At 44.9% G+C, this 25,121-nt stretch carries 22 protein-coding genes; 10 read left to right on the top strand and 12 right to left on the bottom strand.

Annotated elements, in window-relative coordinates:
- Window positions 1-45 precede the first annotated feature (45 nt).
- Window positions 46-1,560 (top strand): aminoacyl-histidine dipeptidase, encoded by a 1,515-nt coding sequence (locus RNZ41_RS07850; RefSeq protein ID WP_314027018.1) that lies wholly within the window; start codon window positions 46-48, stop codon window positions 1,558-1,560.
- A 210-nt stretch (window positions 1,561-1,770) separates the two neighbouring features.
- Here RNZ41_RS07850 and RNZ41_RS07845 read toward each other — a convergent pair whose 3' ends face one another.
- Window positions 1,771-3,822, bottom strand: a complete 2,052-nt coding sequence (locus RNZ41_RS07845; protein ID WP_314027017.1) for an OPT family oligopeptide transporter — start codon at window positions 3,820-3,822, stop codon at window positions 1,771-1,773.
- A gap of 452 nt (window positions 3,823-4,274) precedes the next feature.
- Between RNZ41_RS07845 and RNZ41_RS07840 the strand changes: the two genes are divergently transcribed.
- The 6 genes from RNZ41_RS07840 (at window position 4,275) to RNZ41_RS07815 (ending at window position 10,946) form a co-directional block, all read left to right on the top strand.
- Window positions 4,275-5,357, top strand: coding sequence for an ATP-grasp domain-containing protein (locus RNZ41_RS07840; protein WP_314027016.1), 1,083 nt, complete (start codon window positions 4,275-4,277; stop codon window positions 5,355-5,357).
- A gap of 27 nt (window positions 5,358-5,384) precedes the next feature.
- A complete protein-coding gene (locus tag RNZ41_RS07835) occupies window positions 5,385-6,584 on the top strand; it encodes a phosphoribosyltransferase domain-containing protein (protein ID WP_314027015.1) in 1,200 nt (399 codons plus the stop codon).
- 103 nt (window positions 6,585-6,687) lie between these two features.
- A complete protein-coding gene (locus RNZ41_RS07830) occupies window positions 6,688-7,518 on the top strand; it encodes an HAD family hydrolase (RefSeq protein WP_065252328.1) in 831 nt (276 codons plus the stop codon).
- A 2-nt stretch (window positions 7,519-7,520) separates the two neighbouring features.
- Entirely contained in the window at window positions 7,521-8,657 is a 1,137-nt protein-coding gene (locus RNZ41_RS07825) for a cysteine protease StiP domain-containing protein (protein ID WP_065252329.1), read from the top strand.
- A 78-nt stretch (window positions 8,658-8,735) separates the two neighbouring features.
- The gene (locus tag RNZ41_RS07820) at window positions 8,736-9,695 is read left to right on the top strand and encodes an HpcH/HpaI aldolase/citrate lyase family protein (protein WP_314027014.1); all 960 of its coding nucleotides are present in this window, start codon (window positions 8,736-8,738) and stop codon (window positions 9,693-9,695) included.
- A gap of 174 nt (window positions 9,696-9,869) precedes the next feature.
- Entirely contained in the window at window positions 9,870-10,946 is a 1,077-nt protein-coding gene (locus RNZ41_RS07815) for a WavE lipopolysaccharide synthesis family protein (RefSeq protein ID WP_314027013.1), read from the top strand.
- Window positions 10,947-11,048: 102 nt separating this feature from the next.
- On the opposite strand, the gene RNZ41_RS07810 is transcribed toward RNZ41_RS07815, so the two are convergent.
- From RNZ41_RS07810 to nadR, 7 genes are all read right to left on the bottom strand, one after another.
- A complete protein-coding gene (locus RNZ41_RS07810) occupies window positions 11,049-11,798 on the bottom strand; it encodes a glycosyltransferase family 2 protein (RefSeq protein ID WP_065252332.1) in 750 nt (249 codons plus the stop codon).
- A complete protein-coding gene (locus tag RNZ41_RS07805) occupies window positions 11,789-13,363 on the bottom strand; it encodes an aminoglycoside phosphotransferase family protein (RefSeq protein WP_007116949.1) in 1,575 nt (524 codons plus the stop codon). The genes RNZ41_RS07810 and RNZ41_RS07805 overlap by 10 nt, the downstream gene beginning before the upstream one ends.
- 43 nt (window positions 13,364-13,406) lie before the next feature.
- The gene (locus tag RNZ41_RS07800; protein ID WP_309596277.1) at window positions 13,407-13,778 is read right to left on the bottom strand and encodes an HAD-IIIC family phosphatase; all 372 of its coding nucleotides are present in this window, start codon (window positions 13,776-13,778) and stop codon (window positions 13,407-13,409) included.
- Window positions 13,779-14,204: 426 nt separating this feature from the next.
- Window positions 14,205-15,395: a hypothetical protein gene (locus RNZ41_RS07795; protein ID WP_314027012.1), complete on the bottom strand. Its 1,191-nt coding sequence runs from the start codon at window positions 15,393-15,395 to the stop codon at window positions 14,205-14,207.
- Between the two features lie 150 nt (window positions 15,396-15,545).
- Window positions 15,546-16,001, bottom strand: a complete 456-nt coding sequence (locus tag RNZ41_RS07790; RefSeq protein WP_007116952.1) for an Mpo1 family 2-hydroxy fatty acid dioxygenase — start codon at window positions 15,999-16,001, stop codon at window positions 15,546-15,548.
- Window positions 16,002-16,184: 183 nt separating this feature from the next.
- The gene (gene pnuC / locus RNZ41_RS07785) at window positions 16,185-16,931 is read right to left on the bottom strand and encodes a nicotinamide riboside transporter PnuC (protein WP_314027011.1); all 747 of its coding nucleotides are present in this window, start codon (window positions 16,929-16,931) and stop codon (window positions 16,185-16,187) included.
- 133 nt (window positions 16,932-17,064) lie between these two features.
- Complete coding sequence (gene nadR / locus RNZ41_RS07780; RefSeq protein WP_314027010.1) at window positions 17,065-18,138, bottom strand: multifunctional transcriptional regulator/nicotinamide-nucleotide adenylyltransferase/ribosylnicotinamide kinase NadR; 1,074 nt, start codon at window positions 18,136-18,138, stop codon at window positions 17,065-17,067.
- A gap of 449 nt (window positions 18,139-18,587) precedes the next feature.
- On the opposite strand from nadR, the gene RNZ41_RS07775 reads away from it, so the two are divergent.
- Window positions 18,588-18,809: a PspC domain-containing protein gene (locus tag RNZ41_RS07775; protein WP_099833653.1), complete on the top strand. Its 222-nt coding sequence runs from the start codon at window positions 18,588-18,590 to the stop codon at window positions 18,807-18,809.
- A gap of 208 nt (window positions 18,810-19,017) precedes the next feature.
- On the opposite strand, the gene RNZ41_RS07770 is transcribed toward RNZ41_RS07775, so the two are convergent.
- Both RNZ41_RS07770 and RNZ41_RS07765 read right to left on the bottom strand, forming a co-directional pair.
- The gene (locus tag RNZ41_RS07770) at window positions 19,018-20,559 is read right to left on the bottom strand and encodes a fumarate hydratase (protein ID WP_312522048.1); all 1,542 of its coding nucleotides are present in this window, start codon (window positions 20,557-20,559) and stop codon (window positions 19,018-19,020) included.
- A 150-nt stretch (window positions 20,560-20,709) separates the two neighbouring features.
- Window positions 20,710-21,582 (bottom strand): rhomboid family intramembrane serine protease, encoded by an 873-nt coding sequence (locus tag RNZ41_RS07765; RefSeq protein ID WP_313420849.1) that lies wholly within the window; start codon window positions 21,580-21,582, stop codon window positions 20,710-20,712.
- A 232-nt stretch (window positions 21,583-21,814) separates the two neighbouring features.
- Here RNZ41_RS07765 and RNZ41_RS07760 point away from each other — a divergent pair, with 232 nt between their 5' ends.
- On the top strand, window positions 21,815-22,495 hold the full coding sequence (locus RNZ41_RS07760; RefSeq protein WP_314027009.1) for an alpha/beta fold hydrolase: 681 nt from the start codon (window positions 21,815-21,817) through the stop codon (window positions 22,493-22,495).
- A 167-nt stretch (window positions 22,496-22,662) separates the two neighbouring features.
- Entirely contained in the window at window positions 22,663-23,850 is a 1,188-nt protein-coding gene (locus tag RNZ41_RS07755) for an extracellular solute-binding protein (protein WP_314027008.1), read from the top strand.
- Here the strand turns inward: RNZ41_RS07755 and RNZ41_RS07750 are convergent.
- Window positions 23,847-24,638 (bottom strand): methyltransferase domain-containing protein, encoded by a 792-nt coding sequence (locus tag RNZ41_RS07750; protein ID WP_314027007.1) that lies wholly within the window; start codon window positions 24,636-24,638, stop codon window positions 23,847-23,849. The two genes, RNZ41_RS07755 and RNZ41_RS07750, sit on opposite strands and share 4 nt — an antisense overlap.
- Entirely contained in the window at window positions 24,635-25,105 is a 471-nt protein-coding gene (gene smpB / locus RNZ41_RS07745) for an SsrA-binding protein SmpB (protein WP_007115442.1), read from the bottom strand. Before smpB ends, RNZ41_RS07750 begins: the two co-directional genes overlap by 4 nt.
- Window positions 25,106-25,121 lie beyond the last annotated feature (16 nt).

Genomic DNA, 25,121 nt, shown 5'->3' with positions numbered 1-25,121 from the left:
CAATATTGCCTTTGATAGTTAATACACTAAAAATCAGGCAATACCATGACAACCAATCTTTCTCAACTGTCACCCACTGCTGTTTGGCAATGGTTTGATCAAATTTGTGCTATTCCACATCCTACTTTTCATGAACACGCTTTGGGTGACTTTATTGTTCAAGCAGTCCAAACCCGCGGACAACCATACGGGTTAACGGTCAAAAAAGATGAAAAAGGCAATATTTTTATCTATAAACCAGCAAGCGTACAGCTTGATAGCAATATGGCAAACCGTCCTGCGGTGGCTATCCAAGCGCATTTTGACATGGTGGCACAAAAAGGGGAAACCACCAACCATGATTTTATCACTGATCCTATCAAGCCTGTTATTAAAGACGATTGGGTCTGGGCAAGCGATACGACGCTTGGGGCAGATAATGGTATTGGGCTTGCTATGGCATTGGCGGTGGCGTTTAGTGATGATATTGTCCATCCACCGCTTGAGTTGATTTTGACTTGTGAAGAAGAAATCGGCATGGGCGGCGTCCAAGCCATTCACCCAGAGTGGCTGACCGCACCTGCGATGATTAACCTTGACTCAGAAGATGAAGGTGAACTGTTTATTGGCTGTGCTGGCGGGCGTGATGCAACATTCCAGTTAACTTGTCCGCTTATTACCGTAACCGAGGATGTCACGCCGATGGTGATTAAGGTAAGCGGTTTACAAGGTGGGCACTCTGGCATTGATATTCATAAAGGCTTAGCCAATGCTAACTTATTACTGGCGCGCGTGCTGGCAAGCCTGTTTGGATCATCGCCTTTTTATCTACAACACTGGACAGGTGGGGTACTGCGAAATGTGATTACGCGCGAAGCCTCTGCGGCGGTGTTGGGTGATTTTGACCGTATCAGCCAGTTGCTTCCCACTATCTTGCAAACGCTACAAGCTGAATATAAAATCACGGAACCCAACCTCACCGTCACTGTTGAAAAATTAGTAGCCACGGACGCGCTGTCACCTGCATCTAGCAACCTGTCCGCTCTTAGTATAGCCGACAGTCAGCGTGTGCTTAACTTGCTGCGTAGCCTCCCCAATGGCGTCATACGCATGAGCGATAGTTTTGCCGGCGTGGTAGATACATCAATTAGCACGGGCGTGGTAAAGCTTAGCCAAACTCATGACAATAATCACACCGCCACCCTTGAGATACGTTGTCTGATGCGATCTTTGGGTGAAACCCCGAAAGATGACATCGCCCAGCGGCTACAAGCTTTAGCAGATTTGGCAGGTGCAGCGCTAGAGTTAAGCGATGATTATCCAGGCTGGCAACCTGACCCAGATTCCAAGCTATTGGCAGTGGCAAAATCTGTGATGGCGAGTCATTTTTCAGGCGAGCCAAAGCTGCAGGTGATTCATGCCGGTCTTGAATGCGGCATATTTAAAGGTAAAGCACCAAACATGGACATGATTTCTTTTGGTCCAAATATCCGTGCGGCGCACTCACCCAAAGAGCGCGTAGAAATCGCCAGCGTGGCAAAAACTTGGCAGGTGTTATTAGACTTATTAAAAGTTTTGTAATTGCTAATGATTGCTCATGCTGCTATCACAGTTGTGAAAAAATGTCGTCGCTAAGGTTTTGAATTTAAGGTCTTGAGTTTATATTTTTGAGGCTAAAGTTTTAAATCTATGGTTTTGAGCCTATTTTCTCAAGCCGCGATACATAAAAAACCCTTGAAAACACTGATTTTCAAGGGTTTAGTTTATGGGGATATTAGATTTTAATGCTTGTTATGCCGATGTTTTGGCACTGCTCAACACGCGTCTTGCTAGTATCACGATAGCCAATACAAATGCCAATAATCCTAACCATTGGGCAATGTTATCCCAATTGGCAAGTTTAAGCGCGAGCGGTGCATCTGATCCGCCCGTCGTGACTGATGCGGCAATAATAAACGCCATAATAACGCCAATCAAGCTTTCGCCCACAATTAAACCTGCAGCAAATAACGTACCTTTGCGCTCTGCAAGCTTTAAGTTGCGCTCACGTTGCGCCGCCGCACTGTTTTTGGTGATATGGTTTTTAATCCACCATGCCAATACTGAGCCTATAAAAATCGGCATATTAATGGTAGGTGGCAAATAAATGCCCATACCCACTGCCAATACTGGCAAGCTGTATTTACCCGCTGAAGTTTTGCGTAATAAAGTATCAGCGACAATCAGTACAGCACCAATCAGCACACCGATAAGGATAAAGTCCCAGTTTAAATTATGCGCAAAAATCCCTTTGGCAATCGTAGTCATCAAGGTTGCTTGCGGTGCGCCCAAGGCTTGCGAGGCATCCATATCAGGGCGAGGTAATGCCCCAGTAAAACCATAAGCTTTGTACAGTAGTTCTAAAATAGGGGAGATTACCAAGGCACCTACCACGACACCAATCATTAAGGCAATTTGCTGACGCCAAGGTGTGGCTTTTACCAAGTAACCCGTTTTTAAGTCTTGCAAATTGTCATTTGAAATTGTCGCCACACATAATACCGCCGAACCACAGAACAACGCCAACGCGGTGACAAATTTGCCATCACCCGTGGTTAACAATTGTGGATAGGCATTGCCAACAAGCAATAAAATGAGCGAAATCACCACAATCGAGATAATACCAATACCTGAAATTGGGCTAGACGACGATCCAACCAAACCCGCCATATAACCACACGCTGCCGCTACCAAGAAACCAATGATAAAGGTGACCGCGGTACAAACCAATACTAGGAGCCATGCCAAACCCGCTGGCAAGCTTGCATCTGCCACAAACTGATAGAAACTAACCGCCAATAACAACGTCATTACCACCGTCCAGCCGATCATAACCTTGGGCGATAAATCCTGCTCCATACGACTGAGGTTTGATGAATTGCCACCTTTGAGCGCCTGCATGGAAATTTTTAATCCCTCAATCATTGGCTTCATAAGCGTGAGTAGCGTCCAAATCGCGGCAACACCAATGGTACCTGCACCAATAAAACGGACATTTTCCTTCCAGATTTTCATGGCAAATGCCGACATTTCCATGTCACTGGGCTGAGGCGTCATGCTCGTCAATATCGGCACCGCTGCACCCCAAGCAATAACGATACCCAGCAAAATAGCAATACCGCCTGCTACTCCAACTAGATAGCCTGCGCCAAGTAGCGCCAAGGAAAACCCCATGGGTAATTGGGTAATCGCCGAGCCTGCTTTAAACCAGTAGCCTGCCGAATCTGCCAATACCCTAAGTCCACCGGTCAAAAACGCTACAATGCCTGATAACGCGCCACCAATCACAATATCCTTGGCGCCTGTTGAGGCATCTGACTGAGCGGGGGTATCATCTGCTGTTTCCTGTTCGCCTGCCCGCAAAATTTCAGCAGCGGCAACGCCTTCAGGGTAGGGCAAATCACTGTTAACGACCATCGCATAGCGAAGCGGAATAGTAAAAATCACCCCTAAGATACCGCCAGCGATACATAAAATAGTGGTTTGCCAAAACGGAAACCCTGTCCAATAACCAAGCATTAATAACGCTGGCAACACAAAGATAATGGACGATAAAGTACCTGCCGCCGAAGCTTGGGTTTGTACAATATTATTTTCAAGAATATTGCTATCTTTGGCAAATTTTAAAACCGCCATTGATATCACCGCCGCCGGAATGGACGAGGCAAACGTTAACCCGACCTTAAGTCCAAGATATACATTGGACGCGGTAAAGATGACAGTGATTAATGCCCCAAGAATAATGCCCCTTAGCGTCAATTCTTTGTGATTGGCATACATATCACCGATAGGCTGAACTTGCATGGGCAAATCTCCATGTAAAAGCAAAAGTTGATGGTGAGTAAAAAAAATATTATGGATTATACTGCGTTTTATGGCTAAAACAATAACTTTTATCGAGCACCCTCACCCTCGAAACATCGAAACACTACGGGTCTCAATATAGCTATCATTGTGTAGCAAACGTTGTTTGGCAAATATTGTTTGGCAAAGCACGCCAATAAGAGTTGCCCCTCATGCGTATAGATATAAGATACCTATGTGATTGGTAAAATAATAAGTCTTACCTACTAAGCAAAGAAAAGTTAAGCAAAGACAAGTAGTCAAGCATATCCTGCAGTGGCAGCCACGATTTATTTAGCAAGATACATTAAAATTTTGCACCACCTGCTATATAATTCTTGCTACACACTCAGCATGTTATATCTCAATGACAATCGATTACAGTTGTATGAAGATTTGCTAATGGAAATTGAATGATTTTAAACCCCAGTAATACCCCGTTTTCAATTTGGTTGGCAGAAGGGCAGTCAAGCCAGCGTGAGATGCTACTTGCCATGCAAGCCATGAAATGCCGATATAACTTACCGATGACCATCGTGGCATCCCATCGACAACCACGACCAGAAATCTTAAACTGTGCCGATATAGCGTGCCAAGAGCCATCCGAGCCAAGTGAGCGGGTTGAATTTGTACTTGAACAGGCCAAAAAGCATAATAGCAAAGTGATATTGACAGGGCGCAATAGCCAAGATTACGAAGCCAGACGTCAAGACTTCAAAGCAGCCGGTATTCGGTTGTTGACAGGCGCAACTGACACAGCCACGCTTGAATTAATGGACGATAAAGCCGCTTTTACAGCTTTTTGCCAGCAACATGACATCCCTGTGGCCAGTGGCTGGCAGTTCGATAATGCAGATGAATTAATGGCACTGCTAGCCTTGCATGGTGAGCAGCCGTTATGTGTAAAACCCGTTAAAGGCATATTTGCGCAAGGGTTTTGGCGACTCGATACGGGAGCGGTCGATGCGTGGGATAGTTTTGAGCATTTATACTTCACCGATGCTAAAAAAATTCATCTTGCACAATTTTTACACGCCTATAACCATAGCCAAATGGTAACTGACAAACCCATTGCCATGCTGCTGATGCCATATCTAGCAGGCAAAGAATATTCGATTGATGTGGTATGTGAGACAGGGGAAGTGTTAGCCGCAGTGACGCGCTATAAAGACGGCAGTGAACAGCATGTGGGCTATGACGAGGCAGTGATGGCACTTGTCAAGCGCCTAGTGGCAGCCCTAAAAGCCGATGGTATTGTGAGCATCCAAACCAAGGCTGATGAAAATGGGATGCACAAGGTACTGGAAATCAATAGCCGTGCGTCAGGTGGGATTGGTTACACCGATCACGCCTTTGACAACGGCACGATGAATTTAACCCAATTAGCTTTTGCCTATTGGTCAGGCTGTATTGCCAAACCACATCTGGCAGCGGTACGTGATACCATCACCCCTTGCATCGTGCGTCCGCTGATGACCAGCGTCAAAATCGGCTAACGCAAAAATAACAGGACAACAGACGCCATGACTGAGCAAAAAGCCATTTCGTTATCGCGTGGCGAGCTTACTTTACGTTATCAAACCACCGCGGATTATCAACTCGATGAGTTGTTGGGGTTTGCTGAGCGTATCAATCCCAAGCGCGCATTTTTGTTTGTATCCAAAGTATTGGGGCGACATATTCCGGTATCCCCCGATAATATGCGACAAGCCTTCACCCAGTTGGCAACTCTCATACCCGATGATTTGCCCGAGCCAATTGTGGTAATTGGCATGGCTGAGACCGCAGTCGGACTGTCGGCAGGGGTGCATCAAGTGCTGCAGGCGCGTTATCCGCAGGCTATTTTGCTCAACTCGACGCGGCATGCACAGGCAGGAGAGCTTTTCACCACGTTTAGCGAAGATCATAGTCATGCCAGTGTGCATTTGATTTACCAAAGTGATGACAGCACGCTACAAGCGAACGTTGAAAACGCCAAAACCTTGATTATGGTCGATGACGAAGCCTCCACAGGTAATACCTGTCAAAATGTGGTCAACGCCCTGCGTCAAGCAGGAATGAGTAAGCTTGAGCAAGTGCATTTGGCGACGCTGGTTGATTGGTCACTGGGCAAAAAACTGGGCAAAAAACTGGGGGAAACGGATAGTAATATTTTTAATGACATCGCCTTTTTTCGCCATCATCTGCTGGCAGGAGATTGGACGTGGACAGATAAGGTGAATGCGCCCGCGGTTACCATGCCAAATGTGTCAACCACAGAGGCAGGCAGTCAGCCACTGCTGCCTACCGGCGATTGGGGTAGACAACCGACACGCGATAGTACATCGGGATTGGATTTTTTGCTGCAAGGTTTGCATCATACGCTGAGCCAAAGACAATTGACCCTAGCGTCATTCGCCCATCAAAAAATCTTGGTGCTGGGCAGTAATGAGTTTGTTTGGTTGCCGTTGTTGCTTGCCGAACGCTTGGCGCAGTATCAAGCGGATGTCAAATTTTCTGCCTTAACGCGGTCACCTATCGCCATCCATGCTGATAGCGCCGTGACTAGCGTCATCAAGTTCTTTGACCATTATGGCTTGGGCATGACCAATTTTGTTTACAACGTGACGCCTGAGGCGTGGGATTGGGTGCTGTTGTGCGTGGAAACCCCCCAAGATAGCGTGGATGAGATTTGGCAGCGTTTTGATAATGTTATGGTAATTTCACCGAGACCTGAAATCTGACATTCTAAAACTGACAACCAAAGTCCTATATCTGAAGTCCGAAAGCTAATCAGCCACAAAATCGATAATCGATAAAAATTAAGTTTGATAAAAGTGAGTGTGAATGACCGATTTTTTTAAACCCGAAGCCCGTTTTTTTGAATCAAAAGTCGCGCTAGTCAAGCCTTATGCTTTGATGGATTTGGATGATACCTTGTTTCAAACCCAGCGAAAAATTGCAGCTTGGCAATTGCCAATGGATGGGTTGGTGGCGGCGACCGTCGATAAGCAGAATGCACCATTGAGCTTTTTGACCCCAAAGCAGCGCCATTTTTTTAATTGGTTATCCCAATCAACTGAGCTCATCCCCGTCACCGCAAGAGATACCACTGAGATTGTGCGCGTTAAACTGCCGTTTGATAGTTGGCAAGTTTTGACCCATGGTGCGGTGATTGTAGCGCCGTCGGGGCAGCTTTGTGCGCGTTGGCAGCGGCTAATGGCAGGGCAATTGGTGGCGCTACAACCCAAACTAAGCCAGCTTATGGCGCGATTGGCAAGGTTTGAAGCACTACGCATAACCCCACATTATGAACACTTTATAGTAGACAATAACGCGACGGATTTGATGGTGTATGTCGCCATCAAACATCGGCATAAAGACCACGATGCTCTGCTGCAGTTTGCGGCACAGCTGCCGAATGTGCTAAATGAGGCGCCTGATTTGGGCGATGAGTTTTATATCCATGTCAATGCCAATAACTTGGCACTGTTGCCGCACGTCGTCAACAAGCATCACGCGATGCGTTTTTTGCTCGATTATCATTTGGATAAGCACCGCCCTTGTTTTGGTTTTGGTGATAGTTTGGCGGATTTGCCGTTTTTACAATTATTGGACTGGTATGGTACGCCCAATCGAGGACAACTGCATGATGCTATCAGTCAAGGGTGTTTATAATCATGACAATTCAGGCAAATTTTTCGGGTAGTTATTTACCTTCTGAGGTTACGTTGCTGCTCGATATCGTCAATGCTGATAGCGTCAATGATATCAGCCCAACGCAAAAAGAAGCGTTAATCCAATCAGGTCAGCGCCATTATTCAGATATGCTGACGCTTGAAAAACCGCCCAGCGCCATGCATGAAGCCTTGTACAATCAAGCATTGATGGCAGGCAAACAACGCATGGCAAATGATGTCACAAGCCTTGCCTTTAGCTTACATCAGCTATTTCATGCTCGCGTGAGTGCCTCGCAGCCGCTGATATTGGTCAGTCTCGTGCGGGCAGGATTGCCGATTGGGGTCTTGCTACAAAAAGCGCTTAGTGATGCATCTGCCAGCTATGCGTTAGCCAGTCAGCATTACGGGGTGAGTATCATCCGTGACCGCGGACTTGACCCTGTTGCCTTGCAATATATTTTGCAGCAGCATCCGCGTAGCCCGATTGTGTTTGTCGATGGTTGGACGGGGAAAGGAGCTATCTATGGTGAGTTGCAACGAAGTTTAGCCAAAATCACTGATAAGCGGCAACAAGCGCAACTGTTTCACCAAGGTGACGGGGTGATTCCACTGGTGACGTTGGCCGATCCTGCTGGGGTGGCTTGGCTATCGGCGAGTAATGATGATTGGCTAATGCCCGCAAGTTTGCTCAATAGCACTGTCTCTGGGCTGATATCGCGTACCCTGTATCGTGAGCCCAGTGATGGACTGCACCAAGCAGTGTATTATGACAAGTTACAGCCTTGGGATCGCAGTGGCGAGTTTATCCAAACCATTGATGCGCTGCGTCAGCAAACGCCCTTATCAACACCGCTAACGGGCAAGTTATTGCCGATTTTTGCCACCCAGTCTGTGATAGATGACTTAGCGGCGCGCTTTGCCATCAGCAATCGCAACCGTATTAAACCCACCATCGCCGAGGCGACCCGCGCGATATTACGGCGCGACCCTGAGTGTGTATTGGTCAATGAGATGGCAGACGGACAAGATACAGCATTACTGCGTCATCTTTGTGAGGAAAAAAATATTCAATTAATTGCAGATACCAGTATTGCACCTTACCAAGCTGTCACCATTATTAAGGACAGAAGCCAATGATAACCGCATCTTTGCGCTCATCGACCTTGTTAACCGCCCATTTATCCTAACCGCTCTTTTACGCACATTGTACTTTTTATGACACTATTACACCCTGTAAATCATTTTTTACCTGCGTCTGTTGCACCGACTATCAATCCCTACCAACTGGGTGCGACGCTTTATATGCCAGCCACGCGCCAAGATATTTGGCAAATTATTAGCCAGCAAAAATTGGCTGAGATTGATAGTATCGTGATTTGTTTGGAAGATGCGGTAAGTGAAAGTGAAATTCCTGCCGCGCTCGCAAACTTAAAGCAGCTGCTTGCGACATGGACTCAGCACGCCCAGACGGATGGTTTTGGCGATGAATCACGTCCAATTTCACGGCCGATGGTATTTATCCGACCGCGCAACGCCTTGATGCTCACCGAGCTTGCCAGTTGGCAGACGATTGCTTTGGTGGATGGCTTTGTTTTACCAAAAATCGATATGCAAAGCCTTGCCGATTGGCGATTGGCTTGTCAGGCATTGCCATCGACACAGCTATTGATGCCGACCCTTGAGACTCGGCTCATCTTTAACCCGATACACAACCAAGAATTGGCGCTAGCTTTTAGCGAAGGGTTTAGCCAGTCGATTTTGGCACTGCGTATTGGTGGCAATGATTTATTTGCCTCGCTGCGCTTGCGTCGTCCGTCTGATGTGACGATCTATCAAACCCCAGTCGGCATACTCATCTATCAGTTAATTGCGTGTTTTGTGCCGCAAGGTTTTTATTTGACCGCGCCTGTGTTTGAGTATTTGGATAAACCTGCCTTGTTTGCTGAAGAATTGCGTCAAGATGTCGCCTTGGGGCTGGTGGGAAAAACCATCATTCACCCTGAGCAAATTGCTGCAGTCAAGCAAGCTTTTTATGTCAACGACATAGAGCGCAGTCAAGCCACCGCGATTCTTGCTGTTGATGCCAAGGCGGTGTTTAAGCAAGATAACAGTATGCTTGAGCCAGCCACGCATCGCGCGTGGGCGACCAGTGTGATGCTGCGTGCCAATGTCTAAAAGCTAAGGTTTAACAGCCAAGGTCTAAAAGCCACTGTCTAACAGTTTGTCACATCAAAGTCAGATAACAAATCACTGACCGATAATTGAACAAAATTGCGGTATGATGACGGGTTAGCAGATAACAATAATTTATGATAACAATTTAACTGATAACCAGCATCATGGAAACCTATGCAAGCAAATACTCTCCCCAGTCAGTCAGTGACGGTTATTTTTCAAGGTAGTATCAACGTTCATCAGCTAGGGCAGGGCGGCGATGACGGCAGTGATTTTTTGGCTAACGTCGCTAAAACCCGAGCAGCCTTGCCCCATGCGACCATTGTATTATCGACTTGGGATACGCTTGCGTTGCCGCCCGAGTTTGACACCGCCGACAAATTGGGTATCGATCAGCTGATTTTAAACCCAGATCCTGGGGGTCTGCCCAATATCAAATTTGGCTACGACGCCCCTAACAACGTCAATCGACAAATCATCTCTACACAAGCGGGGTTAAGCCAAGTCAGCACCGAATATGCGCTCAAACTGCGCACCGATAGCTACTTGCTCAATGACAATCTACTACAATTTTATCGCTATTATACCCAGCAAGTAACGTTACATTCCCAGCGCCATTTATCCTCAAAAAGTAAAGGAACCGACTATTCGCCGATTGTAGTGCCGTCGTTTTTTACCATTGACCCCAGCATGTTTGAGCATATGGCGTTTCATATCAGCGATTGGGCGCAGTTTGGCAAGACCGATCGACTGCAGGCTTTTTGGTCGGCACCTCTTATGAGTAGAGACAATGCTACTTATTTTGAGTCGCATGCACAAGATATCGATGCCAAATTTGCGGACAATACTTTTCGCACGCGGCTGGCTGTTGAGCAGCATATTGCCAGTCATTATGCCAATAAAATCGGCTACGCTGCCACGCCAAGCTATTACAATGAACTTAATGAGCAGATTCTAGACGCGCACAAGGCATTTTTGGCGAGTGACGTGATTGTGCTTGATATGACAGACTACGGGCTGCGGTTACCCAAATACGAGTGGACATTGACCGATGCTTTTATGGCGATGAACTGCATCAGCCATGATGACTGGTATCAGTTGTTTTATCAATATTGGTATCCCAACCAAGTCGACGAAACCCGCTTGGCGCATGCGGATGAACGAGCGGTGATGAAAAGTATTGCCGCGGCAGAGTTTTATCAAAACAGCCCAGTCGATCAACAGCAGATTTTCTCGCGTCTTTATCCCTAAATATGCTAAATAAAAAAGCTTACCCAACAGATGGTAAGCTTTTTTTCAACAGTTAAACAATTAAACGCCAATTTTTAAACATCAACCTTTAACCATGAGCCTTTAAACATCAATCTTTAAACCGTGGGCTTTAAGCGCTTGGTATTCATCCGGCGTACCGCAAAAATCAATGTCGTCATCCGTGATTTTGACATAGCCAACCCGGCCGCCTTGTGCGATTAATAAATTATACATCGGGGCGATATAATATTCGTTGTTAACCGTCAACTGTTGGGCAACCGCTTGTTGAAACAACGATAGATACTGCTGCTTGGATTTAAAATAATATAAGCCATCACTGCAAAGATTGGAGATACGCTGTTTTTCGGTGGTTTTAATCACCCTGTCATGGTCATCGACGGCGATAAATGACCAATGATCGCCTTCGCCTTCAAATACTTCTAAATAGCCATCAACAGACTCTACCCAGTCAGGTTTTTCAAACCCATAGCGAAAGGTATCGATGTTAAAAATATAAATCGGCTCATCGTCATCAATGCTAGGATTACCGAGTCCCTGTTCAAGTCCCAGTCCAAGCGCTACTGTTTCAGCTTGTCCCGCTGTCTCGCCATCAAGGGTATGAATCATAAAATTGCGCACACCCAAGCGCGTTAATCGCTCAGCAACAAATCGCGGGGTATCATACACATCGCGCACGATAAGCAAAAATAAATCGGTACTAAAATAGCGCTCAAACGACTTGATTGCCAAATCAAATACAATGGTATCGGCAATCGACAATTGATACTTAGGCACCTCAAAGCCCGCCTTAAAAAAACGACTGCTTAGCCCTGCCATTGGAATTACGAACATGTCACCGCCTCCATCACATACATTTTGTATAAACGATACGCATTGAGCAGCATGGCGCGCTGGCGATCGGGTCTATCTGCGTGTAAGGGTAGCATGGATAAAAACAATAACACCACCGCTGGCATGATAGATTCTGTGGTCATGTCATTGACCCAGGTGCCTGCAAAAAATTCTTGTTGGATTTGCTCCAAACGCTTATCAATGTCAAATCGTATATCGCTACCGCTAGGGCTGTCGATAATTTCATAACGCCCTGCGATGATAAAATCATACATACCAATCACAGAATGGGTGAGCTTTGCTAAATCATAGCTTGCGTTACCAAAAATACTAAAATTGCCATTAGAATCCGTGCCGCGTGGGTCAAAAACTTTTACCCGGCGACCGCGCATGTCATACATGATGTTGCTAAAACATAAGTCGCCATGCATGACACTCACGGTGTTTGGCAGTGCCAAGGCTTTGTCGATACAGTCCTGCGCAATTTCTAGCGTACTGCCAAGCATCGTTTCATCATATATTACAGGTTTATTCAAATCGACATCGGCGTCATCGGCATACGCATACAGCCGCTTTAAGGTTTTTTTATGGTACAAATCTTCGGCATACGATTTGGCAAACCCGGTTTCGATATGCCGATGCACGTCGGACTGATTGGCCATACTAAAAAATTCTTTTAATAACTGAAAAATATGTTGCCAAAATTCAGTGGTATTTAACCCATGCACATACAACTCATTGAGCGGTAATAACGGCAAGAACTCTAAGCTATAACTAAACTGTCCGTCCACTTGCTGATAATCAATCAACTGCGGGGTAAAACGTCTAAGTGGCGCAGGAATATGGGTGTACCAATAAATTTCCGCTTCAATTTTGTTGTTGTCGTCACTGCTTTTGGTGACAATGCCTTCCCGAATCTGCAGTGAATTAAAGGCGCGTTCGGTGGTCATATTGGCGCGGGCATGAATATAATGCACAAAATTACTGCAATCATAATACGACTCAATGTTGACCGATTTCATTGGCATAGTCTGTTGGTACAAATAAATCGCCCGCACAAAATTTTTCTTACTAATTGCTAGGGCTTTAATCAACTCCAGCCGTGAGGAAAAGGCAAAATACCCAATCCAATCAGTGGGACTTTCCTTCACTTTTTTGGTTTGCTGCCAGTCATATTGGCGCGTTTTATCCGACACGCCAATACAATCTGAGCAATCAAGTAACTGGGGTAAAAATACATCCCCTTGGATAATACGAATATGCTGGTAAGATTTATCAATGGCTAGATTAAGCACATATAGAATCGTCTCAGCCAATGCCAAATTTTCAGCGATTGTCACCACTTCAATGGGCAGTGACTTAATCACTGCTTTTTCATTGAGGGTCAAGGTATAAGCTTCGGGTAGTGACAAGAGAATTTTTTCATGGGGGAATTGTTGGCGTACCACATCGACTTGCAGCTGTAATAGTTTTTTATTACCGATGGGCAGCATGCAAGGCGGAATGCGCCCAATTTCTGCCTCAAATTCGGCATTGACATAGGAAGAGGCGTTAATGAGTATCATGGCGTTAAATTACCTTAAACGTTGTTATTATTTTTATTTTTTATTAAGGTGTTAAATCAAGCAGCTGGCAAATCTCTGCATAGCTTAACTTGACCAATTCATCGGGTCGAATAGCTTTGTCATCCACATAAAACCCTTCAAAGCCGCACCAAGGCTTACCCACATATAATTCATCATACGGGATATCATGTCGTGCCAGCCAATCGATGATAATTGGCAAGGTGTTTTTATTAATAGCGCCAATATTGCCTTGATAGGTGCGCATATTGCGACTGGTATTGATGATAATCGTAAACCCTTGTCGATGGTATTCTTTAAGTTTTTCGACAACTTCGGTGATGGGTTGGGCATTGGCATAGTCGCCGTTTTGTGTGGTGCATAGGGTGTCATCTAGGTCAAAGATTAGCCGCTTCATTGTTATTATATTCCTAATATGGTAGTGATAGACTTAAACTAAAAATTTTTGTATTTTTAATAAAATCAAGTAGTTGATTGTTATTTTAACTTCAATACCTTAAAACGAATCCCTACCAAATGATATTACTTATTCATTACTTATTGTAATTTTAGGTAAGAATGCGAGAAAAAAATCGATTATAGTGCTTAATCACAATGCTTAATATTGGTTAAACCGTTTTTAACCAATCAATCAATCGATGTTGACAATTTTTGAGAATAAGCCAGAGCAGGAAAACGGGTGAGAGCCTGACGAATCTAAATGAAATAGGTTGTGATTTGATAAAAAATTGGCTTTTATTAATGATGGATTGATAGGCTACAGGCTAAAAGATTAAAAGGCGAAACAACAGTAAGCAAAAACCAGTAGCAAAGATTCTAAAATTTATTTGATAGCGACGTAACTATGGACTTTGTACATACGACCCAGCGCGTTTTTCCAGCCACGGGCATAGGGCATAAAGGCTTGGCAATGATCTAAGTGATAGCCATAGCCTGCATTGCCATACGCCATCAAAAAACTGCCATCCAAAAAACCTGACTGCCCTATGACAAAGCCATTACCTTGATTAAATCGCGCTTCAGCACCGTTACCGAGCAAGGTAGCATTGATTGCGGTATAGCCGTGACCCTGATTGTGGTTGGCATTGGCGTGGGTGATATCGATACTGGCGTGATGACGCGCAAAATAGCCACCGACCACGTTTTCATTGCCAAGACTGCGATTGGCCAAAATACGCCCGCCATTGTCAGCAAAATAGCCATAGCCATAATTGCGAAAGGCATTGGTACGTCGGTTGATGCTGTTGCAGCTTAGCATACCATTGTGCAGCGCCAAAAAGCCATGTTTGTTTTCGCTGGCACTGGTATCATGACACCACATCGAGCCATTGGTGAGTGCATAAAACCCTGCGATATGGTTGTGTGCAGACACGCTGTTATCGGCATTGACAAAGCCGCTGGATTCCGCGCAAAATCCAAAACCCAACTCTTCATCCAAATGCGCACAGTGATACGCCTCGCATTGCTGGGCATCTATCGAGCCCCCATACGCAAAAAAACCGACATCCCCCGCAAACTGTACAATCACCCCAGGTTCACAGCGGATACTTGAGCCAAAGCGGGCAGCAACCCCATAATAAAACTTATTGATACGGACCTTTGAACCCACGAGCACTTGGCTATTGTAATTGCACATGATACCGGCACCATAGCCTTCATCTTGCCACTGTCCATAGCCCAAAAACGCCTTAGTGCCATTGATAGTCATGCCATCGATTTTAAAAATACCATTGCCCCGCTGCATCAAAAAGCCGCAGCGGTTATAGGTATCATCAAAATGTAACTGCACCTTATCAGGATTGTCCAAATTGCCAACAATCTCTACCCGATCACTAAAAAAATCAATTTCAACTTGGTCTAGATAATACTCGCCATCGGCAATTTTGATTTGGATAAAGCCTTTATCCCCCAAATTATTTAATTGGCTTTTACAATAAGCCAAAGCCGCGTGAATAGTCGGTAATGTTTGCGGCACGTCAATACGTTGCCAACGGTTGGATACTTTTCTAATCATAATAACAGCAAGCTAACAAGTGATATGGTACTCAAAATGAGTAGGTCGACCAAACATCGCCAAAAAGCCTAGCGATAGTCAAAGCCATTGCAATTATCTAGGAAATAGCCGCTGTAATATGTTGAGTTTTCTTAGTGAATATGAAGTTTTTTATGACGTTTTAGGTTTTGCCAATTTTTCACTCAACGAATTCGCAACCCAGGCAGGACCAATCAACAAAAATTGTAAGTCTTCAAAAAATGACGGTTTTTTGCCTTCAATTTTGTGACCGACAAATTGCCCAATCCACGCTACCACAAATACGCCAAACCAAAACTTAAACCCAACTGGCAAGATAGCAATCGCTGCCAAGCAAAACAGCACAAACATGCCCATGGCAATAAATAATTGCGTAGACAGACGTAAATAAAACAGCATTACCAAAGCAATCAATACCAACGTAAACGCCGCCTGCCATGACATTCCCATGCCTAAGATACTGGCAAAAATCGTGGGCACGCACAGCCAATGAATTTTTTTATTGATAGGATGTTGGTGGCTCACGGCGTAGTCAGCCAGCCAGCTTTGTAGGGATTTTTTTGAATGAAGCAGGGTCACGCTTGCCATAATCTTCTTCCTTAAAGATAATAAAGACAATGAAAAAAATTGCTGATAAAAAATGGGTGTGAATCCCATCAGTTACCACTGAATCGTATCACACCCTAGTCGTTTGTCAAATCAGCGAATTTACCCTGATAGGTTTTGATATCAATGGCTTTTTATACCAGTGGCTTTTAATAGCAGTGACTATTACGCCAAGCCTTTGGCTTTTTGCTCACTGCGATACCACTCATACAGACCCACAAACGCATTGATTTGGTACACCATGGTTTGAATGGCAAAAATATAATTTTGCGACATCAAGTTGACAATCAGCCAGACAAAATTCACCACAATCCATAACCACCAGTTAAATGAATAGCGTAAAATCATCGTGGCTTGCGCTGTGATGGATAGCACAAATGCCAACACATTAATCCAAAAAAAATCAATCACGCCCAAAAATTTACTGCCATCGTTGGCGACCACACCATAACCCATCGACGCTAGCCAATTATTGACAGTTGGAAATAATGCCAAGCCAATCGCGATAAAGGCAATGGTTACCAACCACACAATTTTATTGGCTGATTTGGGAATCATATTGCCATCGCCATCGGTATTTTTTGACCAATAAAAAATGCCATACAAATGGGTAAAAAAGTTAAACAGCGGCGCAAGCATCAAACCCACCGCACCCGCGGTTCCCTGTACAATGGTTTCACCCGCCGTTGCCAACATACCAAAGCCATTACCCGCGATATTGCGGCGAAAGCTCAGCGATACCACACACAATAGCCCGATAAAAGACACCCCCAAATAAAACCAGTCTAACGCTCGATGTTCTGTGGTAAACCAAAAACCGGTACCCAGTGCAATTACCCCAAAAAAGAACCATGCCACCGTCCATTCTTGTGCCCATTCACCGGTAATTTTATCCAAAATTACAATTCGCATTTTGCCTCCAACAGTCATTACAACCATAACAACATTTTTTAATTAAGTTTCAAAAAATAAAACCAAAAATTTTTAGCATATTTACCAAGCATGTCTACCAAGCATGTCTACCAAGTATGTCTAGAAAATTATTTTATGCCTCGATATCTTGGTAGTGGTGAAAAACGTGTGCATCAATGAGCGCAATCGCATCCAAGAACCGCTGGTGATAGTCTGGACTATCAATAAACAGCGGGGCAATATGATGGCGGGCAAAGATTTGTTTTAAACGATTTTCAAAACGCTCACGCTGGGACTCGCTGCCTAGAGAGCGCATCCCATCGGCGACCCAAGGGGTGTTATTGGCAAGCATCAGGGTGTAATCTAAGCGAAACTCATCGATACAAGCGGTCAAAAACGGGTGGGTACGCCCTTCATATTCTTCACAGAATGCTTGCGTGGTGACAAAATCCGTATCCACCAAAGTGATTGGGGCAGGGGCAAAGCGTTTGGCGGCGCGTATCGCTTGTTCATGGTCAGTTGCCATGAGCGGATAGTCATCGTATTGCATACCAAGCTCAGTACCGCCCAAATCAGTTTGTACAAACAAACGTCCCATTTCTAAGCCATAGCTTGCACCATAATAGTTGGCTAACTTATGCAGTAGTGTGGTTTTACCTGAGCTTTCACCACCCACCAATGCCACAGTTTTGGTGTAGTCACCTCGCGCTTGCGGGTGAATGGCTGACCAATACAGCGCGGGGTTATTGTGAATCTTGCGGCTATCAAAACCATGTTGGCGTGGCGTCATCACCACAGGTAAAGGTAAATCATAATCGACAAACGGATGGGTTTCATCCATAAACACCACAGGCGTTACTGTCCCTGCCGCATCGCTAGACGCGCTCAACTTAGGGTAGCGTTGTTGCAAATCCGCTAATACCGCATTGACCTGATCAACGCTTAAATCTTGATAATTGTCTTCATACGAGGGGGTTACCAAATCAGGTAAAATCTCTATATGCACAAATGGCAAATCAGCAAATGCCATGGTCATCCAGCGCGCTTTATCTTTTAAATCAATGGAAAAATTCGGATTTGGCGTAGAGTGAGCGGTAATAAAAATATATAAATCTTTGACTTGCCCAGACGCATGTAAAATCGTTCTTACATGCCCCAAATGCAGCGGCTCAAAATGTCCAATAATGATACCCACATCTTGCATCATGCTTTCCTCAATACTTCATCATGGTTTTTTTAACTATTTTTTATCGACTTGATTTTTTTATTACTTGGATAGATATCCCCTAGTGAGGATATAAAGTAACGCTATGATAATCGATTAGCCCGGATGAAGTTACAATCGTTTGTAACGCTAGTATCACAATTTGTAAGAATCGGTGCACAAACGCTACCACACACGCTATATAGCCACGATAACAGCGCTCCTCATAATCGCTCATGATAATAATGCTGTAGAAAAAGTTACCAAAAGAAACATCATTCTACGTTTTGTCACCCAACTAAACCCTGCATTTGCTTATAATAAATCGTAACCAAAACATAGCATCTTTAACCAATAATTTTATTAAGTTTTAAACGCGTTAAATTTTAAAGATGTTAGGTTTTAACTAAGTTGTAAGTGGTTTTCTTTATTTTTAACAGGTAAAAAATTGAATGGCAGATAAACTGGTAAAACTTCATCGCTCTCAGAATCATCGTATGATTGCAGGTGTGATGGGGGGTATTGCAGAGTATTTAGGCTGGAATGCAACATTAGTGCGTTTGTTGTTTGTGATTATCTCAACTGCAAGTGTCGCAGTACCAGGCATTTTGATATATATCGTGTTATGGATTGTCATGCCAAATGCTACCCAAAGCTCCTATCGTACGGTTTGATGGGTGTATTGGTTTATTTGTAGCAAAGCTAAACAGTTAAAAAAAGAAATATTATAAATAATAACAATTAGCTATAACAATAACTATAAACTTCTCCACTTTTCCTCCTGCCCAGATATTACATTATCTGGGTATTTTTTTAACCTAAAAAAAGCCTTAAGGGAATGCTTAAGGCTTTTGTTTATATTAAAAATCTTGAAAAAATTGACTAAGGCACAAAACGCACAGGCTCGGCAATCACTTGCTGGGCGCGTTCTGCGACTTTATCAAAGCGGTGGATACTGTTACCTTGGTTGTCAACAGCGACCGTCACCGGCATATCTTCTACTTCAAACTCATAAATCGCTTCCATACCTAGCTCTGGGAAGGCAAGCACTTTAGCGCCTTTGATAGCTTTTGATACCAGATAAGCGGCACCGCCCACGGCAATGAGGTAAATTGCGCCATGTTTGGCAATGACTTCACAGGTCGCAGGGCTACGCTCGGATTTACCAATCATCCCAATCAAGCCTTGATCCAAGATTGTGTCGGTGAATTTATCCATACGCGTTGAGGTGGTGGGACCCGCCGGACCGACCACCTCATCGCCCACGGCATCGACAGGACCGACATAATAAATAAAGCGATTTTGTAAATCAACGGGTAGCGCTTCACCTTTGGCAAGCATATCTACCATGCGTTTATGGGCGGCATCACGACCCGTTAAGATTTTACCACTAAGTAGTAAGGTATCACCGATGTTAAACTGACCTAAGGTTTCTTTGGTTAAGTCGTTAACATTGACTTTAATCACATCATCGGAGCCAAATGACACTTCTGGCCAATCTGATAGTGAAGGTACCGGCAAGGCTGCTTCACCTTGACCGTCTAGGGTAAAGTGAATATGACGAGTCGCCGCACAGTTTGGAATCATGGCAACCGCTTTGCTTGCGGCATGGGTAGGAAAATCTAGTACTTTTACATCGAGTACCGTAGTCAAGCCGCCAAGACCTTGAGCGCCAACGCCAAGCTCGTTCACTTTGTCGTACATATTGAGACGTAAGCGTTCAACGCTATCAAGCTCGGCACCGCTTTGGGCTTTGGCCTGTAAATCATGAATATCGATGTGTTCCATGAGTGAGCGTTTGGCAAGCATCATGGCTTTTTCTGGCGTGCCGCCGACACCGATACCTAAAATACCGGGTGGACACCAACCTGCCCCCATTTGTGGGACGGTTTTTAACACCCATTCTTCAATCGAGTCTGATGGGTTTAGCATCGCAAATTTTGCTTTGTTTTCTGAACCGCCACCTTTTGCGGCACAAATCACATCAACTTTGTCACCCGGTACCACGCTCATGTGAACCACTGCTGGCGTGTTGTCTTTGGTGTTTTGACGTTTACTAATTGGGTCTACTAGGATGGATGCCCGTAATGGGTTGTCTGGATTGTTGTAAGCACGGCGTACCCCTTCGTTAACCATATCTTCAACGCTCATATTCGCGTCATCCCCTAAGTCCCATTGCACATTCATACCGATATCAAGGAACACCACCGCACTACCGGTATCTTGGCAAATCGGACGATGACCCATCGCTGACATACGGCTATTGGTGAGGATTTGCCCCATGGCGTTTTTGGCAGATTGGTTGGTTTCTTTTTGCCATGCTTCATATACAGCATCAACGAAGTCTTTTGGGTGATAATAACTGATGTATTGAAAGGCGTTGGCGATAGAATTGATAAAGTCGTCTTTCTTGATGACGGTCATTGGCTAGTCCTTTTCACTGGCTAAATAGTGGCGCTATTATAGCATTGTCACTTGCTAGATTGGCAAACAAGATTGGCAAAAGGGCGCAGGAATAAGCGTTTTAAACGGTCAACCGCTAAAATTTTTATCCCGTTAAAGAATTATTAACAGTTAGTGGATAATACTTGGCAATGCATGATTGAGTAATTGCATAAAACTGGTATGTAGCCAGCCATACATCGCCATAAATCCCGCTATCAACACTACATAGCTTGCGGTGATGATTTTACCCTTTAACACCACTAAAGAAGGCGGGATGAATGGGGCAGTGCTGCCAGAGATTGGTCCATCGCCAAGATGATTGGGTGGCCAAGGTGTGCTACTAGCTTTATGGGCGAATAGCTGCTGCTGGCGGATAACGCGATACTGCATGACATACACCATACCCAGCAAGCCACCTATAATTGCACCGCCCACATGACTGGCATTATCGATACCGCCCACCAAAAAACCATAGCCTAAATTAATCGCCATGACTATCAGTAACGAGCGAAAATTTAACGCAAAATTATTGAATGATGTTTTGGTTAGCGCTGTCACCAATAGCGCCATCCCAATACCCATGATACCACCTGACGCACCGGCACTAATAATCGGCGGCTCACCTGCCATCACGCTATGCAAGCCCAAAAAGTTATTGAGCAAATTGCCGCCAACCCCTGATAACAAAAATAACGCTAAAAAATTGACAGCGCCAAACATCCGCTCAGCCACTTGTCCAAAATAATATAAAGCAAACATATTAAACAGCAAATGCATAAAACCAATATGCAAAAACAGGCTGGTCACCAATCGCCACGGCGCTTCACCCAGTGAAAAGGGTAAAAAATTGGCACCCCAAGCAATCAACGATTGGTTAGTGGGGTTGGTCGGATTGACGCCAAACAATAGCTGTAAGGCAAACACTCCAACACAAATTACCACCAACGCCAACGTGATAGGGTAGTGTTGTAAAGCTTGTTGGATTGGGGATTCAAATGCCATAGCGCGCCTTATGTAAACCAATTTAAGTGTAAGCCAATTTAAGCCAAAATTTCAAAAGAAAAAAGCCTGTATAAAATCATTATCATCAATTCACAAATCGCAATTATAGTGTGAAATGGTAACAATGTTTTGCAAATCCGTCGGGGTAATCCAGAAAATGATAAGCTAAGCGAGAGGTATTTTCGCCAAATTTTTAGCATCATAGATAAAAATTATAGATACAAAAGGCTTTATGATAAAACGCCAACCCAAACCGCTTGTCATCCTCATTCATGGTTTACACATGCATGCCTGGGCGATGCGACCGCTTGCCAAAAAACTCACCAAACTCGGCTACGAGTGTCATAGGTTTGGGTATTTTAGCGTCGCGCATAATCTTGCCAACCATAGCCGCCGTTTGCACCGCTGGCTGACCAAACATGAAAAAGCGGATGTGCCAATTTATTTGGTCGGTCATAGTCTGGGTGGGTTGGTCATTCGAGACTTTTTGCAGCGCTATCCACAGTGGCAGATTACTCGCTGTGTGACACTTGGGACGCCGCATAATGGCAGCATCAGTGCCAATAACATCGTCAAAATCCTGCCAAAATTCGTCGGTCGCTCGTATCTGCAGGGGCTAGATGGCAATGTGCCGGCACTCAACGATGAAGTACAGCTAGGTAGTATTGCGGGGGTTCGTTCGGTGGGGCTTGGCAAAGTGGTATTACCCCGTAACCGTGAGCTTACCAAGCTTGAGCCGCATCTGCAGCCCAATGACGGCACGGTATTTGTGCATGAAACCCAGCTTGCTGCTGCCAAAGACCATATCACCGTCAATGCGTCTCATACGGGATTACTGATAAATGATGAAGTAGCGATGCAAATCCATCACTTTTTGCAACAAGGGCATTTTTTGCATACAAAAAATTGTTGAGACAAACTAGGGTTAAAAACCCGTCAATTCAAAGTTTTTTTAAGAATTATCTTGGGGCAAAATGCTATAATCATCCAAAGTTTTTTAGGCGCTCTATTGAGCGATGATGTATTTAGCCATCATCCATTGAGCGATGGTCAGGCAAAGCTGTTGAAGAAGGTTAAGCTGTGTTGAAAGCAAGTGATGTGATGGATTGTATGATGGGTCATAAGGTGCGTACCAATGTCAATGCGCAATCATCAGCCATCAGCGCTTTGTTAATTGCCTTGGTGAGTATATCGGGTGCGTTAACTGCCTGTAGTCCTTCCTCGACGCCGCCATCCACAACGTCACAATCGGCTTCGACTGCTAATGGTAATAATGCCAGTAATACCAATGCGACACCAAATGCAAGTATTGCGAGTGCGGCTGCTGCAGTGCCCAATCAACTCACGATTTACACCTCCATTGACAAAGCAGCGCTTGAGCCGTTATTAACTAGTTATGCTAGGCAAATCAATGTGCCGATTCATATCGTGCAAGATGAACCAATGTCAATTTTGGCACGGTTGAAAGCAGAAGGTGCCAATAGCCCTGCGGATGTGATTTTGACTGAGGATGCGGGTATTTTTAGTACCGCAGCCGAAGAAGGCTTGTTACAACCCTTTAATGCCGAAAAAGCAGTGGCGCATGTCCCAGAGCGTTACCGTGATCCTGATGGCAATTGGATTGCGTTATCTAGCTACGCACGTACCGCAGTGTATGATAGTCGTGTACTCCATACCAATGATATCTCAAGCTATGCTGATTTGTCTAAATTAAAATGGTCACAAAAACTGTGCCTAAGCCAAGGCAAATACATCCCTAATCAATCATTGGTGGTCAATCTCATCAACAATCTGGGCGATAAACGCACCCAAGAAGTGATGCAAGGCTGGCTTGCCAATCTAAGCATGCCCGTGCTGCTTGATGACAGTGAAGTGCTAAAGGCCATAGAAAGCGGTAAATGCCAAATCGGTCTGGTCAACAGCAACCACTACGGACGCTATCTGCAAGCGCATCCCGATACCCCGATTAAAATCAAATGGATCAATAAGGGCTACGGCGGCGTCAGTACCAACATTACAGGGGTTGCCATTCCCCATGCCGCCAAGCATACCGAGTTGGCGCTGGGGCTGATTGAATGGCTGGCTGCCAAAGATCAGCAATCACTGTATGCCAGTTTAAGTAACACCTTTCCGATTGACCCCAATGCCGAAGCCTCAGTATTACTCAAGTCTTGGGGGGATATCGAAGTTAGCCCGATACCTGTCAGACTGTATGGCGAAAGACAAGCGATGGCAGTCGATTCCATGCAGCAAGCAGGTTATTACTAATTAGCTTTGCCCACCAAAAAATGCAAATAACGCCCTAGCCATTTGTAAGGGTCTTGTCCGCTATAGGCGACTTCCATATCAATCACCGCTTGTGGATTGGTATGCCCACCACGCTTGAGCGGTGAGTAATCATGAAACACCCGTAACCCTGAGGTATGCAAGATTTGGTAGTGATGGTCACCAATCCACGCAATCACCTCATCTTTTGCCACCGGGTGATTGGGCGTCAAACTGCCATTATCAGCTTTAAAATCTTTGTTATGTAGTAGATTAAAATTGCCCATCACCAAGTTGCGATACACAAAGCTGGCAGGGTTATAAAAACACAGCGATAGCACTCCTTTTTCAGCGCCATCATCGACAAGCCACCGATCAAAAAAATCCATAATCAGTTTGGGCTCAGCCAACCACTCAAGCACCGCATGGCACAGAATCAAATCGTATTTGCCCGTTAATTTATCATCCAATTGCTGATAAGGGCAGGTATGCCAAGTGATATTTTGTGCCGCCTCGCCTGCGTTTTGTTTGGCAATCTCAAGCATATTGGCAGAGATGTCATTGATGGTGACGTCATGCCCGTCTTTGGCAAGCTCAATACTGATTTGCGCCAAGCCTGCACCTACATCCAATACGCGAAGCGGTCGGGTGTGTGTCTGTTGCCATGACTTTACCCAGCCAAAAATATCATGGCGCAGCACCGCAAGGCGAATTTCACCTTTTAAACCGCCGTAAATTTTTTTTTCAAAATGCGCGCTGATATCATCAAAATTGCGGTTTTGGTTCATCATACAAGATTTTTCAGTCCGCGCTGTTTTTCGCGTTGATAGTCACGCTCTTTTAAGGTAGCGCGTTTATCGTGCAGTTTTTTACCCTTAGCAAGGGCTATTTCGCATTTGACGCGTCCATGACTCCAGTACACTTTGAGGGCCACACAGGTATGACCTTTTTGGTTGACCATGCCAAAGAGCTTATCAATCTCGCGGCGGTGCAGCAGCAGCTTACGGGTGCGAAGGGGGTCAGCGACAATGTGAGTCGATGCCGATAGTAGCGGCTGAATGTGCGCGCCAAACAAAAAGGCTTCACCATCTCTAAAAATCACATAGCTTTCGGTGATACGCATTTTACCGGCACGGATGGATTTGACTTCCCAGCCGAGTAGCTCAAGCCCTGCTTCAAAGCTTTCTTCAATAAAGTATTCGTGACGCGCTTTTTTGTTGCTAGCAATCAGGCTAGGCATTTTTGGTTTTTTAGTCATTTAGGTTTCCTTGCTG

Source organism: Moraxella sp. DOX410 (assembly GCF_032248735.1).
In the GTDB taxonomy this organism is placed as follows: domain Bacteria; phylum Pseudomonadota; class Gammaproteobacteria; order Pseudomonadales; family Moraxellaceae; genus Faucicola; species Faucicola tetraodonis.
The sequence above is the reverse complement of the archived record's forward strand: the minus strand, read 5'-3'. Positions and strand labels throughout refer to the sequence as shown.

Coding starts and splice junctions, on each gene's coding strand:
- RNZ41_RS07825 (WP_065252329.1), top strand. CDS start 7,521: ATGACAATTCAGGCAAATTTTTCGGGTAGTTATTTACCTTCTGAGGTT.
- RNZ41_RS07840 (WP_314027016.1), top strand. CDS start 4,275: ATGATTTTAAACCCCAGTAATACCCCGTTTTCAATTTGGTTGGCAGAA.
- RNZ41_RS07770 (WP_312522048.1), bottom strand. CDS start 20,559: ATGACCGTCATCAAGAAAGACGACTTTATCAATTCTATCGCCAACGCC.
- RNZ41_RS07820 (WP_314027014.1), top strand. CDS start 8,736: ATGACACTATTACACCCTGTAAATCATTTTTTACCTGCGTCTGTTGCA.
- nadR (WP_314027010.1), bottom strand. CDS start 18,138: ATGATGCAAGATGTGGGTATCATTATTGGACATTTTGAGCCGCTGCAT.
- RNZ41_RS07750 (WP_314027007.1), bottom strand. CDS start 24,638: ATGATGAACCAAAACCGCAATTTTGATGATATCAGCGCGCATTTTGAA.
- pnuC (WP_314027011.1), bottom strand. CDS start 16,931: ATGCGAATTGTAATTTTGGATAAAATTACCGGTGAATGGGCACAAGAA.
- RNZ41_RS07805 (WP_007116949.1), bottom strand. CDS start 13,363: ATGATACTCATTAACGCCTCTTCCTATGTCAATGCCGAATTTGAGGCA.
- RNZ41_RS07815 (WP_314027013.1), top strand. CDS start 9,870: ATGCAAGCAAATACTCTCCCCAGTCAGTCAGTGACGGTTATTTTTCAA.
- RNZ41_RS07835 (WP_314027015.1), top strand. CDS start 5,385: ATGACTGAGCAAAAAGCCATTTCGTTATCGCGTGGCGAGCTTACTTTA.
- RNZ41_RS07810 (WP_065252332.1), bottom strand. CDS start 11,798: ATGTTCGTAATTCCAATGGCAGGGCTAAGCAGTCGTTTTTTTAAGGCG.
- RNZ41_RS07760 (WP_314027009.1), top strand. CDS start 21,815: ATGATAAAACGCCAACCCAAACCGCTTGTCATCCTCATTCATGGTTTA.
- RNZ41_RS07800 (WP_309596277.1), bottom strand. CDS start 13,778: ATGAAGCGGCTAATCTTTGACCTAGATGACACCCTATGCACCACACAA.
- RNZ41_RS07845 (WP_314027017.1), bottom strand. CDS start 3,822: ATGCAAGTTCAGCCTATCGGTGATATGTATGCCAATCACAAAGAATTG.
- smpB (WP_007115442.1), bottom strand. CDS start 25,105: ATGACTAAAAAACCAAAAATGCCTAGCCTGATTGCTAGCAACAAAAAA.
- RNZ41_RS07830 (WP_065252328.1), top strand. CDS start 6,688: ATGACCGATTTTTTTAAACCCGAAGCCCGTTTTTTTGAATCAAAAGTC.
- RNZ41_RS07850 (WP_314027018.1), top strand. CDS start 46: ATGACAACCAATCTTTCTCAACTGTCACCCACTGCTGTTTGGCAATGG.
- RNZ41_RS07795 (WP_314027012.1), bottom strand. CDS start 15,395: ATGATTAGAAAAGTATCCAACCGTTGGCAACGTATTGACGTGCCGCAA.
- RNZ41_RS07765 (WP_313420849.1), bottom strand. CDS start 21,582: ATGGCATTTGAATCCCCAATCCAACAAGCTTTACAACACTACCCTATC.
- RNZ41_RS07775 (WP_099833653.1), top strand. CDS start 18,588: ATGGCAGATAAACTGGTAAAACTTCATCGCTCTCAGAATCATCGTATG.
- RNZ41_RS07790 (WP_007116952.1), bottom strand. CDS start 16,001: ATGGCAAGCGTGACCCTGCTTCATTCAAAAAAATCCCTACAAAGCTGG.